Origin of the sequence: Streptomyces incarnatus (assembly GCF_001027185.1) — a bacterium.
Classification (GTDB): Bacteria; Actinomycetota; Actinomycetes; order Streptomycetales; family Streptomycetaceae; genus Streptomyces; species Streptomyces puniciscabiei.
The window spans coordinates 5,461,956-5,477,080 of the sequence record NZ_CP011497.1; the positions used below are offsets into that span (position 1 = coordinate 5,461,956).

General features: G+C 73.7%; 11 protein-coding genes and 1 pseudogene. 6 read left to right on the forward strand and 6 right to left on the reverse strand.

What is annotated here, in order from left to right; translation table 11 throughout:
- Nucleotides 1-2: 2 nt before the first annotated feature.
- Together ABB07_RS24630 and ABB07_RS24635 are read left to right on the forward strand one after the other, a co-directional pair.
- On the forward strand, nt 3-3,734 hold the full coding sequence (locus tag ABB07_RS24630; protein ID WP_208900748.1) for an ABC transporter ATP-binding protein: 3,732 nt from the start codon (nt 3-5) through the stop codon (nt 3,732-3,734).
- 136 nt (nt 3,735-3,870) lie between these two features.
- On the forward strand, nt 3,871-4,275 hold the full coding sequence (locus tag ABB07_RS24635; RefSeq protein WP_208900749.1) for a hypothetical protein: 405 nt from the start codon (nt 3,871-3,873) through the stop codon (nt 4,273-4,275).
- Between the two features lie 114 nt (nt 4,276-4,389).
- Here ABB07_RS24635 and aroA read toward each other — a convergent pair whose 3' ends face one another.
- Nucleotides 4,390-5,625, reverse strand: a complete 1,236-nt coding sequence (gene aroA, locus ABB07_RS24640) for a 3-phosphoshikimate 1-carboxyvinyltransferase (RefSeq protein ID WP_208900750.1) — start codon at nt 5,623-5,625, stop codon at nt 4,390-4,392.
- Nucleotides 5,626-5,985: 360 nt separating this feature from the next.
- Here aroA and ABB07_RS24645 point away from each other — a divergent pair, with 360 nt between their 5' ends.
- On the forward strand, nt 5,986-7,815 hold the full coding sequence (locus ABB07_RS24645; protein ID WP_244189500.1) for a glycoside hydrolase family 3 protein: 1,830 nt from the start codon (nt 5,986-5,988) through the stop codon (nt 7,813-7,815).
- 111 nt (nt 7,816-7,926) lie between these two features.
- The gene (locus ABB07_RS24650; RefSeq protein WP_208900752.1) at nt 7,927-8,544 is read left to right on the forward strand and encodes a hypothetical protein; all 618 of its coding nucleotides are present in this window, start codon (nt 7,927-7,929) and stop codon (nt 8,542-8,544) included.
- Nucleotides 8,545-8,583: 39 nt separating this feature from the next.
- On the opposite strand, the gene ABB07_RS24655 is transcribed toward ABB07_RS24650, so the two are convergent.
- The 3 genes from ABB07_RS24655 to ABB07_RS24665 all read right to left on the reverse strand — a co-directional run bounded on the left by ABB07_RS24655 (nt 8,584) and on the right by ABB07_RS24665 (nt 11,793).
- Entirely contained in the window at nt 8,584-9,837 is a 1,254-nt protein-coding gene (locus tag ABB07_RS24655) for an MFS transporter (RefSeq protein ID WP_208900753.1), read from the reverse strand.
- 160 nt (nt 9,838-9,997) lie between these two features.
- Nucleotides 9,998-10,798: a sugar phosphate isomerase/epimerase family protein gene (locus ABB07_RS24660; RefSeq protein ID WP_208900754.1), complete on the reverse strand. Its 801-nt coding sequence runs from the start codon at nt 10,796-10,798 to the stop codon at nt 9,998-10,000.
- Nucleotides 10,799-10,860: 62 nt separating this feature from the next.
- Nucleotides 10,861-11,793: a bifunctional helix-turn-helix transcriptional regulator/GNAT family N-acetyltransferase gene (locus tag ABB07_RS24665; RefSeq protein WP_208900755.1), complete on the reverse strand. Its 933-nt coding sequence runs from the start codon at nt 11,791-11,793 to the stop codon at nt 10,861-10,863.
- A gap of 415 nt (nt 11,794-12,208) precedes the next feature.
- Between ABB07_RS24665 and ABB07_RS24670 the strand changes: the two genes are divergently transcribed.
- A complete protein-coding gene (locus tag ABB07_RS24670) occupies nt 12,209-12,475 on the forward strand; it encodes a hypothetical protein (protein WP_208900756.1) in 267 nt (88 codons plus the stop codon).
- Nucleotides 12,476-12,641: 166 nt separating this feature from the next.
- Nucleotides 12,642-13,859 (forward strand): FAD-dependent monooxygenase, encoded by a 1,218-nt coding sequence (locus tag ABB07_RS24675; protein WP_208900757.1) that lies wholly within the window; start codon nt 12,642-12,644, stop codon nt 13,857-13,859.
- On the opposite strand, the pseudogene ABB07_RS40985 reads toward ABB07_RS24675, so the two are convergent.
- Nucleotides 13,845-14,012: pseudogene (locus ABB07_RS40985) on the reverse strand (LacI family transcriptional regulator); the annotation flags it as partial. The gene ABB07_RS24675 and the pseudogene ABB07_RS40985 sit on opposite strands and share 15 nt — an antisense overlap.
- 21 nt (nt 14,013-14,033) lie before the next feature.
- Entirely contained in the window at nt 14,034-15,092 is a 1,059-nt protein-coding gene (locus ABB07_RS24680) for a LacI family DNA-binding transcriptional regulator (protein ID WP_208900758.1), read from the reverse strand.
- Nucleotides 15,093-15,125: the final 33 nt, after the last annotated feature.

Consider the following 15,125-nt stretch of genomic DNA (forward strand, 5'->3'; position numbering starts at 1 on the left):
GCGTGTCACCGCAACGGGGATGGGCAAGACGGCTGGCGGCATACGCCTGGCGGTATCCGAAGGACGTCGTCCTCGCCCTCGGCTCCTCCCTGGGCGGCATGGCCGTGATGGCCGTGGTCCCGTTGATCACCAAGGTGATCATCGACGACGTGATCGGGAACCACACCCGCTCCATGGCCCCCTGGGCCGGTGCCCTGATCGGCGCCGCCCTGTTCGTCTACGCCTTCACCTACGTCCGCCGCTACTACGGCGGCCGCCTCGCCCTCGACGTCCAGCACGACCTGCGGACCGAGATGTACGGCACGATCACCCGCCTCGACGGCCGCCGCCAGGACGAGCTGTCCACCGGGCAGGTCGTCGGCCGGGCCACCAGCGACCTGCAGCTGATCCAGGGCCTGCTCTTCATGCTCCCGATGACCATCGGGAACGTCCTGCTCTTCGTGATCTCCCTGGTCATCATGGCGTGGCTGTCGCTGCCGCTGACCCTGGTCGCCCTCGCCGTCGCGCCCGCGCTCGGCTGGATCGCCCGGCGGAGCCGCAGCAGGCTGCACCCCGCCACCTGGTACGCCCAGGCCCAGGCGGCCGCCGTGGCCGGCGTGGTCGACGGCGCCGTCAGCGGCGTACGCGTGGTGAAGGGCTTCGGGCAGGAGGAGCAGGAGACCGGCAAGCTCAGGGAGGTCGGGCGCAAGCTCTTCGCGGGGCGGCTGCGCACCATCCGGCTGAACAGCAAGTACACCCCCGCCCTGCAGGCCGTACCCGCCCTCGGCCAGGTCGCCATGCTGGCCCTCGGCGGCTGGCTCGCCGTGCGCGGGCACATCACGCTCGGCACCTTCGTCGCCTTCTCCAGCTACCTCGCCCAGCTGGTCGGCCCGGTCCGCATGCTCGCGATGGTGCTCACCGTCGGCCAGCAGGCCCGGGCCGGCACCGAGCGCGTCCTGGAGCTGATCGACACCGAGCCGACGCTGAGGGACGGCACCAAGACGCTCCCCGCCGACGCGCCCGCCACCGTCGAGTTCGACGACGTGTCCTTCGCGTACGACCGCGCCCCCGGCACCACCCGCCCGGTCCTCCAAGGGCTGAGCTTCGAGATCCGCCCCGGGGAGACCCTGGCGGTCGTCGGCTCCTCCGGCTCCGGCAAGTCCACGCTCTCCCTGCTGCTGCCGCGCTTCTACGACGTCACCCACGGCGCGGTCCTGATCGGCGGCCACGACGTCCGCGAGCTCACCCTGGACAGCCTGCGGGCGGCGATCGGACTGGTCCCCGAGGACTCCTTCCTCTTCTCGGACACCGTGCGCAACAACATCGCGTACGGCCGCCCGGACGCGACCGAGGAGGAGATCCGCACAGCCGCCCGCGCCGCACAGGCGGATCGTTTCATCGCCGAGCTTCCCGACGGCTACGACACCAAGGTCGGCGAGCAGGGCCTGACCCTGTCCGGCGGCCAGCGCCAGCGCATCGCGCTCGCCCGCGCCCTGCTCACCGACCCGCGGCTCCTCGTCCTCGACGACGCCACCTCCGCCGTGGACGCCCGCGTGGAGCACGAGATCCACGAGGCGCTGAAGCAGGTGATGGAGGGCCGCACCACCCTGCTCATCGCGCACCGCCGCTCCACCCTCAACCTCGCCGACCGCATCGCCGTGCTGGACGGCGGCCGGCTCGCCGACCTCGGCACCCACGAGGAGCTCCAGGAGCGGTCCGCCCTCTACCGCCGGCTGCTCACCGACCCGGACGAGCTCGGCGGGGTCTCCCCGGGGCACCCCGAGCCCGCCGCGGTGCGGGAGGACACCTCCGTCCGCGAGGAGCTGGACGCCGAGTTCGACGCCGAGCGGGGCGTGACCCCCAGGCTGTGGACCGGCGACCGCACCCCGAAGGACCAGGCGCTCAGCGGCACCCCCGCCACCCCCGAACTGCTCGCCCAGGTGGAGGCGCTGCCCCCGGCCACCGACGCCCCCGGCGTCGACGAGGCCCGGGCGGTCCTGCCGGAGGACTCCTACGGCCTGCGCCGCCTGCTGCGCGGCTTCGGCCCGCCCCTGCTGCTCAGCCTGCTGCTGGTCGCCGTGGACGCGGGCGCGGGCCTGCTGCTCCCGGTGCTGATCCGGCACGGCATCGACGCGGGCGTGACGAAGATGGCCCTCGGCGCGGTCTGGGCGGCCTCGCTGCTCGGTCTGCTGACCGTGCTGGTGCAGTGGGCCGCGCAGATCGGCGAGACCCGGATGACCGGCCGTACCGGCGAACGGGTGCTGTACACGCTGCGGCTGAAGATCTTCGCCCAGCTCCAGCGGCTCGGGCTGGACTACTACGAGCGCGAGCTGACCGGCCGGATCATGACGCGCATGACCACCGACGTTGACGCTTTGTCGACATTTTTGCAGACGGGCCTCGTCACGGCGTTCGTCTCGGTCGTCACCTTCTTCGGCATCATGGGCGTCCTGCTGGTGATCGACCTCCAGCTCGCCCTGGTGGTCTTCGCGACGCTGCCCCCGCTGATCGTCGCGACCTTCTTCTTCCGCCGGGCGAGCGTGAAGGCGTACGAACTCGCCCGTGAGCGCGTGTCCTTGGTCAACGCCGATCTGCAGGAGTCGGTCGCCGGGCTGCGGATCGTGCAGGCCTTCCGGCGCGAGCGGGACGGCGGGCGGCGGTTCGCCGAGCGGAGCGACAGCTACCGGCGCGCCCGGATCCGGGGGCAGTGGCTGATATCGGTCTACTTCCCGTTCGTGCAGCTGCTGTCGTCCGTCGCCTCGGCCGCCGTGCTGATCGCGGGCGCGGGCCGGGTGGAGGCGGCGACCCTGACGACCGGTGCCCTGGTCGCCTACCTGCTCTACATCGACCTGTTCTTCGCCCCGGTCCAGCAGCTGTCCCAGGTCTTCGACGGCTACCAGCAGGCCACGGTCTCCCTGGGCCGCATCCAGGAGCTGCTGCGCGAGCCGACGTCCACCAGGCCGGCGGACGAGCCCCGGGAGGTGCTGTCCCTGCGGGGCGACATCGCCTTCGAGGGCGTGCACTTCGCGTACGGCGCCGATGAGGAGGCCCTGACCGGCATCGACCTGACGATCCCCGCCGGGCAGACGGTGGCCTTCGTCGGCGAGACCGGCGCCGGCAAGTCGACCCTCGTCAAGCTGGTCGCGCGGTTCTACGACCCCACCGCGGGGCGGGTCACCGTCGACGGCACGGATCTGCGCGCCCTGGACCTGACGTCGTACCGGCACCGGCTCGGGGTGGTTCCCCAGGAGGCGTACCTCTTCCCCGGCACCGTCCGGGACGCCATCGCCTACGGCCGTCCGGACGCCACCGACGCCGAGGTGGAGGCGGCGGCGCGGGCGGTCGGCGCGCACGAGATGATCGCCACGCTGGAGGGCGGCTACCTGCACGAGGTCGCCGAGCGCGGCCGCAACCTCTCGGCGGGCCAGCGCCAGCTGATCGCGCTCGCCCGCGCCGAACTGGTCGACCCGGACGTCCTGTTGCTGGACGAGGCCACGGCCGCCCTGGACCTGGCCACGGAGGCCCAGGTCAACCAGGCCACCGACCGGCTGGCGGGGCGCCGTACGACGCTGGTGGTCGCCCACCGGCTGACCACGGCGGCCCGCGCGGACCGGGTGGTGGTGATGGACCGCGGCCGGGTCGCGGAGGACGGCACCCACGACGAACTCCTCGCCCGCGACGGCCGGTACGCCGAGCTGTGGCGCACGTTCGTCGGCCGCCCCGAACCGGAGGAACCGGTCACCGCCTCCCGCTGAGGCCCCTGTCGCCGCTCCCGCCGCAGCCCCCGGCGACGTGCGTCGCTGACGGCCGTGCAACCATCCGGCATACGTCGTGCGTCCGTACATCAGTACGGCCACAGGGGGATACGACGGTGGTACGGGGAGGACCGAAGTGGACAGTGGTGGGATACGCGGGATACGCAGGCGGCTGGCGCTCGGCGCCGCGGTGCTGGCCGCGAGCGGGGCGCTCGCGCTCGTGACATCCGGCACCGCCCAGGCGAGCACGGTCGCCGGCTGCGGCGGGCGCGAGGTGCGGACCCTGCCGTTCAGCAGCGGGGTCACCCACGTCTACAAGCGCGACGGCTACGTCTGCGCCGTCACCGTCGCCCGGCACCCCGGCCCCGCCCAGACGATGTCGGTCAGCGTCCAGGCCCGCGGCAACCGCCCGGTCGTCGACACGGGCACCTACCGGCACCACGCGGGGCCGGTGACGGTCTACGCCGGGCACCGCTGCGTGTGGATCAAGGGCGCGGTGGGGCCCCACGGGTCGGTCAGCTCGGGGTGGATCCTCTGCTGACGGCGGGTCCTGGGCCGGCGGCGGGTCCTGTGCTGACACCGGGTCCTGTGCCGTCGGCGGGTCCTGTGCTGACAGCGGGTCCTGTGCCGGCGGGGCGTCTGTCCGGCGGCCCGGTCAGCTCGCCTGCGGGAGCCTCGCGAACGCCGCGTGGAACCCGGGGAACGTCTTGCGGACGCAGCCGGGGTCGTCGTACGACAGGCCGGGGGTGCGCAGGCCGGTCACCGCGAAGGACATCGCGATGCGGTGGTCCCCGAAGGTCTTGATCCCGGTGCCGGGCGCGGGCGTGCCGGGCCGGATCTCGATCCAGTCGGGGCCGGTCGTCACCGGCACGCCGAGCCCGCGCAGATTGTCGGCGCAGGCCTGGAGCCGGTCGCACTCCTTCACCCGGGTGTTGGCCACGTCCTCGATGCGGACCGGGCCCGAGGCGAAGGGCGCGATCGCGGCGAGCGTCGGCATGGTGTCGGAGATGTCCCGCATGTTCACGGTGAGTCCGCGCAGAACTCCCGTGCCGCGCACGGTCGTCCGGTCCGCCGCGATCTCCACCTCGGCGCCCATCCGCCGCAGCACCTCCACGAAGCGCAGATCGCCCTGGAGCGCGCCGGTGCCGAGACCCGGCACGGTCACCTCGCGGCCCGGCGTGAGAGCGGCCGCGGCGAAGAAGTAGCTCGCGGTGGAGGCGTCCGGCTCGATGGGGTAGGTGGTGGCCCGGTAGCCGCCCGCCGGGACCTCGTACACCTCGCCGTCCCGGACCACCTCGACGCCGAACGCCCGCATCATCGCGAGCGTGATCTCCACGTACGGCGCCGAGACCAGGTCGGTCACCCGGATCCTGAGGCCGGTGCGGGTCAGCGGGCCCAGCAGGAGCAGCGCGGTCAGGTACTGGGAGGACTGGCCGGCGTCCAGCACCACCTCGCCGCCCTGGACCCCGCCCGCCCGGACGGTGAGCGGATGGTGCCCTTCGGCCTCCTCGTGCCGCAGGTCGACGCCGAGGTCGCGCAGGGCGCGGGTGAGCGGCCCGAGCGGGCGGCGGCGCATCTGCGGGGAGGCGTCGAAGCGGAAGGTGCCGTGCCCGGCGGCGGCCAGGACCGGCAGGAAGCGGGCGGTGGTGGCGCCGTCGCGGCAGTACACCTCGGCCTCGGCGAGCGCGGGTCCCTGCGGGCGGCCGTCCACCTGCCAGGCGTCGGCGGTACGGCCCACCCGGTAGCCGAGCCGGGTCAGCCCCTCGGCGAAACCCTCGGTGTCGTCGGAGGCCAGGGGGCGCCGCAGAGTGCTGACGCCGTCGGCGGCGGCCGCGAGGAACAGAGCGCGGGCGGTGAGGGACTTGGAGCCGGGGATGTCGACTGCGGGCATGCCCGCATGATGGCCGTTCGTCCGCACCCCGGGCGGTGATGTCCAGGAGCCGGACGCATCCCTGAGGGTTGCGCCGGGCGGGGGAACCCGCAGGGCGCCCGGACCGTCCAACGGGCGAGTTGCCGGACGAGTCTTCCGTGCCGTGGTGTCGGCCCCTCGCGACTGGCCGCGAACGCCGACCCACCCTCTTCGCCACGGCACGGCCGGCAGCCCGCCGCCACCGGCGCGCCCCCCTCCATGCGCCGGTGGCGGCCCCTGCCGGGGTTACTGTGCATTCCCTTGACGGAAAGAAACTTCCCGGATATTGGTGACTCCTCGGAAGTTTCCTTCAGCGGTACTCCTCCGGAAGGAGCGACGCACGTGCACGACACCAGCACGGGAAACACCGCGCGACCCTCCAGACGCGCCGTCCTCGCCGCGACCGCGGGCCTCACCGCCGCGCTGACCGTACCGACGGCCGCCCGCGCCGCCACGCCCGGCGACGAGAGCCGGCTGCGCGCCCTGGTCTCCCGGATGACGCTTCAGGAGAAGGTCGGCCAGCTCTTCGTGATGCGGGTCTACGGCCACTCCGCCACCGACCCCGACCAGGCCGACATCGACGCCAACCTCAAGGAGATCGGCGTCCGCACGGCCGCCGAGCTGATCGCCCGGTACCGCGTCGGCGGCATCATCTACTTCACCTGGGCCCACAACACCCGTGACCCGCACCAGATCGCCGGCCTCTCCGACGGCATCCAGCAGGCCTCCCTGGACCAGCCGCGCGGCCTGCCGGTGCTCATCGCCACCGACCAGGAGCACGGCGCGGTCTGCCGGGTCGGCAAGCCCGCCACCCTCTTCCCCGGCGCCATGGCGATCGGCGCCGGCGGCTCCCGCGCGGACGCGCACACCCTCGGCCGGATCTCCGGCGCCGAGCTGCGCGCGATGGGCATCAACCAGGACTACTCCCCGGACGCCGACGTCAACGTCAACCCGGCCAACCCGGTCATCGGCGTGCGCTCCTTCGGCGCCGACCCGGACGCGGTCGCCGCCCTGGTGGCCGCCGAGGTGAAGGGCTATCAGGCGTCCCGGGTCGCGGCGACCGCCAAGCACTTCCCCGGCCACGGCGACACCGCCACCGACAGCCACACCGGCTTCCCGGTCATCACGCACAGCCGGGAGGTGTGGGAGAAGCTGGACGCCGTGCCCTTCCGGGCCGCGATCGCCGCGGGCATCGACTGCGTCATGACCGCGCACATCCAGTTCCCGGCCCTGGACGACTCCGGTGACCCGGCCACCCTCTCCCGCCCGATCCTCAGCGGCATCCTGCGCGGCGAACTCGGCTACGACGGCGTCGTGATCACCGACTCCCTCGGCATGGAGGGCGTCCGCACCAAGTACGGCGACGACCGGGTGCCGGTGCTCGCGCTGAAGGCCGGGGTGGACCAGCTGCTCAACCCGCCGTCCCTCGACGTGGCCTGGAACGCCGTACTGAAGGCCGTCCAGGACGGCGAGCTGACCGAGGCCCGCCTCGACGAATCGATCCTGCGCATCCTGCGCCTGAAGGCCCGGCTCGGCCTCTTCGACGACACGCGCGGCGGCCGTCCGGGCGGCGTCGACCGCACGGTGGGCACCAGGGCGCATCTGGCCGCCGCCGACCGGATCGCCGAGCGCACCACGACCCTCCTGGTCAACGAGGACCACACCCTCCCCTTCTCCCCGCACACCGTGCCCCGCCTGCTCGTCGTCGGCGCCGACCCGGCCTCCCCCTCCGGCACCGACGGCCCGCCCACCGCGGTGCTGGCCGCCGCCCTCACCGAGCTGGGCTTCACCGCCACGGCCCTGCCCACCGGCACCGCACCCTCCGCCACGGCCATCGCCCGGGCGGTCACGGCCGCGCAGGACGCGGACGCGGTGGTCGTCGCGACCTACAACGTGACGGCGGGCAACGCCCAACGCACCCTGGTGGAGCGGTTGTCGTCCACCGGCAGGCCACTCGCGGCGCTGGCCGTCCGCAACCCCTATGACGTGGCCCAGTTCCCCGCCATCAAGGCCTGCCTGACGTCCTACGGCTGGACGGACGTCGAGGTGCGCGCCGCCGCACGGGTGATCGCCGGGCAGGTGACCCCGCGCGGCAGGCTGCCGGTGCCGGTGCAGCGGGCCGACGACCCCACGCAGGTGCTGTACCCGATCGGGCACGGGCTGACGTACTAGACGTACGCCACACACCGGGCGCAATACCCCCAACAGGAGGAAAACCTCCCGGGCGGCTGGCGTGGCGGCGTTGCCAGGGGCCACGCTGGACCGGGGTGTCAGGGGGGTGCCATGCGTGGGAAAGGTGCCGTGACGGCGGTGTGCCTCGCGTGCCTGCTGGCGGCCGCGCTGCTGTCCGGCTGCCGGAGCGGGGCGGGCACCCCGGTCGGTGACGCCCGCCCCACCCCGGCCACGACCGGCGGCTACGGCGCCCAGTTCCTCGGGGTCGGCGAGTGCAGCTCCTTCGGCACGACGAGCTTCACCGAGGTGCCCTGCACGAGCGAGCGGGCGGCGGCCAGGGTCGTCGCCCGCTACGACGGCGCGAGCACCGACGGCCCCCTGTGCCCGGCGACGACCGACTTCGTGCTGCACATCAGCGCCCGGTCCGCGACCGGCGACGAGGACGGCGACGGCGCGGTCCCCCAGGGCTACGCCTGCATGCGCGACCTGGAACCCCCGCACCCCGGCGACCCCGGCGGCGGAGGCGGCCCCCGCACGATCCCCGGCGACTGCGTGTACACCTCCGGCAAGGGCCAGGTCCGCGAGACCCCCTGCGACGGCACCGGCGCCCACCGCCCCCAGTACCGGATCACCAAGGCGGCAGCGGCGCGCGGGGACTGCCCGGCGTCGACGGCGCTCTACGTCCAACTCGGCGGGGCCGAACCGGTGGGCTGCGCGCGACGGCTCTGACCCCGAGCCGCCCGACCCCGGACGTGCGGCGCGAACACCTCACTGACTGCCCGGAGAGACCGGGGGTGGCGCCAGGCCCGGCGCCCGGTCCCGCAACTCCGGTGCCGTCACGGCGACCGCGCCCACCGCCACCAGGCACAGCAGACCGCCGGCGACCAGCGAGCCCGCGCCACCGGCCCAGCCGGCGACCAGACCGCCACGCACATTGCCGAGACTGGGGCCCGCCTGGCCGACGATCTGCTCGGCCGCCGTGACCCGGCCGAGCAGCGCGTCCGGGGTGCGGGTCTGCACGATCGTGGACCGGGAGACGACCGAGGTGGCGTCCCCGGCGCCCGCGACGGCGAGCAGGGCGAGGCCCAGCCACGGGTCGGTGGTCAGCCCGAAGAGCACCAGCGCGCAACCCCAGACGGCCGCCGCACCCAGCATGACCGGCCCCGGCCGGCCGAGCCGGGTCACCGTGCCCGACAGGGCGGTCGCCGTGACGCCGCCCACCGCCAGGGCCGACAGGAACAGTCCGAGCGTGCGCGGGTCGCCGCCGAACCGCTCGGCGTTGACCAGCGGGAACAGACTCACCGGGAAGGACAGCACGGTCGCGGCGAGGTCGGTGATCAGCGCGCCCCGCACCACACGGTGCCCGGCCAGGAACCGCAGCCCGTCCAGCACCCCGTGCACGCCCGCCCGCGACGGCTCGCCCCGCGGTGGCAGCGCGGGCAGCCCGAAGGCGCCGTAGAAGGCCACACCGAAGCTGAGGGCGTCCAGCAGATAGCAGGCGCCGATGCCCAGCCGGCCGAGCAGCACACCGGCCAGGGCAGGGCCGAGCAGCATCATCGACTGGCCGGTGATCTGGTTCAGCGCCAGACCGGCGGCCACCTGGTCCTTCGGCAGCAGACGCGGCACGAAGACCCCGGCCGCCGGGGCACCCAGCGCCCCGAACGCCGACTGCGCGGCGACCAGCGCGAGCACCGCCGCCACCGGGACATGCCCGGTGAAGCCCTGCACGGCCAGCAGCACGGAGCAGGCCGCCTGGCCCACGGTCGCCGTCAGAAAGATCCGCCGCCGGTCCGCCCGGTCCACCCAGGCGCCCGCGAACAGCCCGAACACCACCAGCGGCAACGCCTGCGCGAGCCCCACCGCACCGGTCCACGCCGAGCTGCGGGTCATGTCCCACACCTGGTACATGACCGTCACCATGGTCATGAACCCACCGAGCATGGACACGGCCCGCCCGGCCAACAGCCGCCGAAAGAGGGGCGAGGTGCGCAGGGGGCGTACGTCGATGAGCGCCGGAATCACCGGAGGAGGCTAGCCAGGGCACCGAGGCTGGGCCAGCGATTTAAGGGGGCCAGGGACAGCGCCCCGCAAGGGGCGCGGGGAACGGCGCGAGAAACCACACTGGACCCGCACTCGGCAATGGCGGCGCAGCCCCGAGCCAGTAGCCGCCCGTCCACCCCGCCTACGCCGCCTCATCCAGCAGCCTCAGCAAGTGCTCCCGCCCCGCCCCCAGCAACCCCTCGAGCGGGGCGGCAGCCGGATACCACCGCTTCTCGTACTCCCAGCACAGCCACCCGTCCCACCCGTGCCGGCACAGCACGTCCACGCACTCGGTGAGCGGAAGCACCCCCGAGCCCAGCGGCAGCGGCGCCGTGTCCTGGGCCGACGCGATGTCCTTGACCTGCACGTACCCCAGATGCGGAGCGAGCGCCGCGTACGTGTCGGCGGGCTGCTCGCCGCCCAGCCAGGTGTGCATGACGTCCCACAGCGCACCGACCTGCCGGTGTCCGACCGGGCCCAGCACCCGGATCGCGTCGGCACCGGTGCGATGCGAGTCATGCGTCTCCAGCAGGATCCGCACCCCCAGCGCGGCCGCGTCCTCCGCGGCGGTGCCGAGCCGCCGGGCGGCCAGCGCGTCGGACTCCTCTAGGGGGCGGTCGGGGTCGGCGCCGGGGACGACCCGGACGTGGGGCGCGCCCAGGTCGTGGGCGAGGTGCAGGAGGTCCCGGATCTCCACCAGTACGGGCCCGTCGTCGCCGGGCGCGGCGACACGCGCGTACCCGGCGAGGCCCAGCACCTCGACGCCGGCCTCCTTGAACCCGGCCGCGACCGCGGCGCGTTCGGCGGGGGAGAGGCCGGGATGGACCGGCTCCTCCGGGTGGGCGCGCAGTTCGACGCCGTGGTAGCCGTGCGCGGTCGCGAGCGCCAGGACGTCGGGGACGGGCAGGCCGGGGACACCGAGAGTGGAGAACGCCAGCTTCATGGGCCGGACCCTACTCGTCCGCGGCCCGGTGCGGGACGCTCACCGGCCCGGCGCGTGCCACGTCATTCGCCCGATCCGTGCAGATCCAGCCGCCAGTCCTGACCCACGAGATCCTGGCCGAAGGAGCGGTGCGGCTTCTCCGCGACGAGGACGAAGCCGTGCCGCTGGTAGATCCGGCGGGCGCCGCTGAGCACGTCGTTGGTCCACAGCACCAGGTCGCGATAGCCGACCCCGCGCGCGAAGTCGATGACGGCCCGCACCAGCCGGTCGCCGATGCCGTGCCCGCGTGCCTCCGGCTCGACGAGCAGCAGCCGCAGCCGCGCGGTACCGGGCGCGTCGTCCCGTACGCACATCACACAGCCGGCCGGGCGCCCGGCCCGCTCGGCGATCCACACCCGCTCCAGATGCGGGTCGTGGTCCTCGGCGAAGTCGGCGACGATCCGGGCCACCAGTCCCTCGTAGTCGGCGTTCCAGCCGTACTCCGCCGCGTACAGGGCCGCGTTGCGCTGGACGATCCAGCCGAGGTCGCCGGGGCGCGGTTCGCGCAGCACGACCTCGCCGGAGCGGGCGTCGCCTCCCTCGCCGAGGATGTCCCGGATGGTCCGCATCGCCTCCGCCAGGCGTGGCCGGTCGGCCGGGTCGACGGTGTCGAGCATGGCCCCGACCGTCTCCCTGGCCCGCTCGTCGAGCAGGGCCGCGGCCTCCCGGCCCCGCGCGGTGAGCCGCACCTGCCGCCGGCGCGGATCGCTCTGAGAGGGCCCGCGCTCGAGCAGCCCGGCGTCCTCGAACCTGTTGAGGATCCGGCTCAGGTAGCCCGCGTCGAGGTCGAGCGCGGCGCGCAGGTCGGCCGCGTCCAGATGCGGGGCCTGGGCGAGTTCGTACAGCACCCGGGACTCGGTGAGGGTGTACGGGGCGTAGAGATGGCGGCCGTAATCAAGGGCGCCGATGACGCCGGTGTAGAAGCGGTTGAAGGCGCGGACGTCCTGGACGGTCATGATCGCCCCCGGATGTTTGACTCAGTCAGAGATACCGTCCCTCAGAGCCTAGGCCCGCGGCCCGTCCGCGTCCACGGTCCGGGTCGCGGCGTACGAAATGTCCTTACGGGGCACGGTCGTTGGACGGACCGGACCAGGGTCCGGTTCTTTGCCTGTTCTTTAGCCCGGGACCGAGTCCTGCTTTTGACTACGTCGGGATCGCGTCGTACGTTGAATGGGAAACGTCACTTATGTCCGTTTTATTCGGGAAGTGGCGGTCCGTCGCCGGAACGCGTATCGCGGGCGGCGGGCGGCGCACAGGGCGACGCGCAGGCTCTGGAGCGCACGCGGACGGCCCGTCGAGGCCGCCGGAAAATCAATCACACCCTCCGGAGAGGGGCTCATCATGCGCGCGCACACCACCCGAATCAAGAGAGTGGCCATCGCAGTCTGCTCGGCGCCGATCCTGGCCATCGCGGCCGGAGCCGGAGCCGCCCACGCAGCCACCACCTCCGCTGCCCCGCAGACCGTCGTCTCGTACCACCACGACGGCGGCGGCTGGGGATGGGGAGACGAAGGCGGCTGGGGCGGCGGCTGGGGTTGGGGAGACCACGGCGGCGGCTGGGGCTGGGGCGACCACGGCGGCTGGGGCTGGGGAGACGAAGGCGGCTGGGGTTGGGGCGACGGCGGCTGGGGCTGCTGAGCACCAGCACTGATCGCCACCCCTGACAAACAAAAACGAAGGGTGGACTCCGGGTGCCCGACCCCACGGGCACCCGGATCCATGTGCCGCAAGCCCTGGCAGAAGTGATGTTCCGATGTGTCCGATGTGGTCCTGACGACGGAGGTACCGGATGAGGATCGTCTGCGTGGGTGGAGGCCCGGCCGGGCTGTACTTCGCGATCTCCGCGAAACTGCGGGACGCCGGCCATCAGATCACGGTGATCGAGCGGGACCCGCCGGAGGCGACGTACGGCTGGGGCGTCGTGTACTGGAACGACCTGCTGGACATCCTGCACGCCAACGACCCCGAGAGCGCCCGCGCGGTGAGCGCCGGCTCGGTGCTCTGGCAGGACCAGGAGATCCGGGTGCACGGCAGCCGGCACGACGGCACCGCGTACTTCGGCGGCTACGGCTACAGCATGGGCCGCGCCGCCCTGCTGGACATCCTGACCCGCCGCGCACGCTCGCTCGGTGTCGAGGTCCGGCACGGGGAGTGGCTCGCCGACCCCGCCGACCTGCCGGAGGCCGACCTGATCCTGGCCGCCGACGGGGCGGGCAGCCGGATCCGGGCCAGCCGCGCCGAGCGCTTCGGCACCACGGTGGAGACGGGCCGCAACCCCTACATCTGGCTCGGCACGGACCGGCAGTTCGAGAGCTTCGTGTTCGACTTCGAGGAGACCCCCGCGGGCTGGATCTGGTTCCACGCCTACCCGTCGATCAAGGGGCGGATCAGCACCTGCATCGTGGAGTGCTCGCCGCGGACCTGGCAGGGCCTGGGCCTGGACACGCTCGACCCCGAGGACGCCGTGCCCCTGCTGGAGAAGATCTTCCACCGCGCCCTCGACGGCGGCTCCCTGATCAGCAGATCACGCGGCGAACCGGCGAAGTGGCAGCGCTTCCAGCACCTCACCAACCGGACCTGGGTCGACGGCAACGTCGTCCTGGCCGGCGACGCCGCGCACACCACCCACTTCACGCTCGGGTCGGGGACCCGGCTCGCGATGATCGACGCGATCGTGCTGGCCCACAGCCTCTCGCGTTACGCCGATCCACGGGCGGCACTGCGTGCGTACGACGAGCACCGCCGCGCCGAACTGCACACCGTCCAGGCGGGCGCGCGCTCCAGCATGGCCTGGTTCGAGCGCGTGGACGACTACCTGGACCGCGACCCGGTCTCCTTCGCCTACGCCATGTCGGTGCGCCAGGGCCACCAGAGCCCGTGGCGCTACCAGGTCCACCTCGCCACCCAGATCTCCGCCGTACGCAGGGCCCGCCGGGCCTACGACACCGGCAGGCGCTGGTACCACGACCGCAGGCGCGGCGAGGCACCGCTGCCGCTGCTGGGGCGGTCACTTCCCGGCTGACCGGGGCACCCCTGAGGACCCCCGCACCATCAACTCGCCCCGGACGCTCGCCACACCCCCGGGCGGGGGTTCCTCCCGCCCCATGGCGATGCGCCCGGCCCGCGCCCCGGCCTCCGCGAGCGGCAGCCGCACGGTCGTCAGCGCGGGCACGCTGCGCTGTCGCTGCTGGGGCGGTCACTTCCCGGCTGACCGGGGCACCCCTGAGGACCCCCGCACCATCAACTCGCCCCGGACGCTCGCCACACCCCCGGGCGGGGGTTCCTCCCGCCCCATGGCGATGCGCCCGGCCCGCGCCCCGGCCTCCGCGAGCGGCAGCCGCACGGTCGTCAGCGCGGGCACCGCGTCCACGCTGAACGGCAGGTCGTCGAACCCGGCGACCGACACGTCCTCGGGAATCCCCAGCCCGGAGTCCCGCAGGGCCGCGCACGCCCCCAGCGCGACGGAGTCGTTCGCGGCGACCACGGCGGTCAGGGACGGGTCGCGGCGCAGCAGCTCCAGCGTGGCCTCGTACCCCGACTGCCGGTCGTAGCGGCCGTGCACCGTCCAGCGCGGGTCCTCCTCGACGCCCGCCGCCTCGAGGGCCGCCCGATGGCCCTCCAGCCGGTGCCGGGTCGTCGTACGCTCCTCCGGGCCCGCGATGTAGCCGAGGCGGCGGTGGCCCAGGCCGAGCAGGTGCTCGGAGAGCCGGCGGGCGCCGCCCCGGTTGTCGAAGGTGAGCGCGACGGCGTCGGTGTCCGGCGCCGGCGGCCGCCCGCACAGCACCACCCGGGTCCCGGCCTCGGCGAGCTTGCGCAGCTTCGCCGCGACCGCCGCCGCGTGCGGCGCGTCCTCCACGGCCCCGCCGGTCAGCACCACGGCCGCCGCCCGCTGCCGCTGGAGCAGGGTCAGATACGTCAGCTCACGCTCCGGCGAACCGCCCGTGTTGCAGACCACCGCGAGCCGCTCACCGCCGGCCCGGCCGCCCCCGACGCCCCCGATCTCGGCCTGAATGGCACTTGCCATGATGCCGAAGAAGGGATCGGCGATGTCGTTGACGAGGATGCCGACCAGGTCGGAGGTGGCCGCCGCGAGGGCGCTCGCCGGGCCGTTGAGGACGTAGTCCAGCTCGTCCACCGCCCGCAGCACCCGCTCGCGCGTGGAGGCGGCCACCGGATAGTTGCCGTTCAGCACGCGCGACACCGTCGCGGGTGAGACCTGAGCGCGGGCCGCCACATCCGCCAGGGTCACCGTCATCTCGTCGTCCTCCGGTCGCGCATCGTGTCGTAC

Coding starts and splice junctions, on each gene's coding strand:
- aroA (WP_208900750.1), bottom strand. CDS start 5,625: ATGCCCGCAGTCGACATCCCCGGCTCCAAGTCCCTCACCGCCCGCGCT.
- ABB07_RS24650 (WP_208900752.1), top strand. CDS start 7,927: ATGCGTGGGAAAGGTGCCGTGACGGCGGTGTGCCTCGCGTGCCTGCTG.
- ABB07_RS24660 (WP_208900754.1), bottom strand. CDS start 10,798: ATGAAGCTGGCGTTCTCCACTCTCGGTGTCCCCGGCCTGCCCGTCCCC.
- ABB07_RS24665 (WP_208900755.1), bottom strand. CDS start 11,793: ATGACCGTCCAGGACGTCCGCGCCTTCAACCGCTTCTACACCGGCGTC.
- ABB07_RS24680 (WP_208900758.1), bottom strand. CDS start 15,092: ATGACGGTGACCCTGGCGGATGTGGCGGCCCGCGCTCAGGTCTCACCC.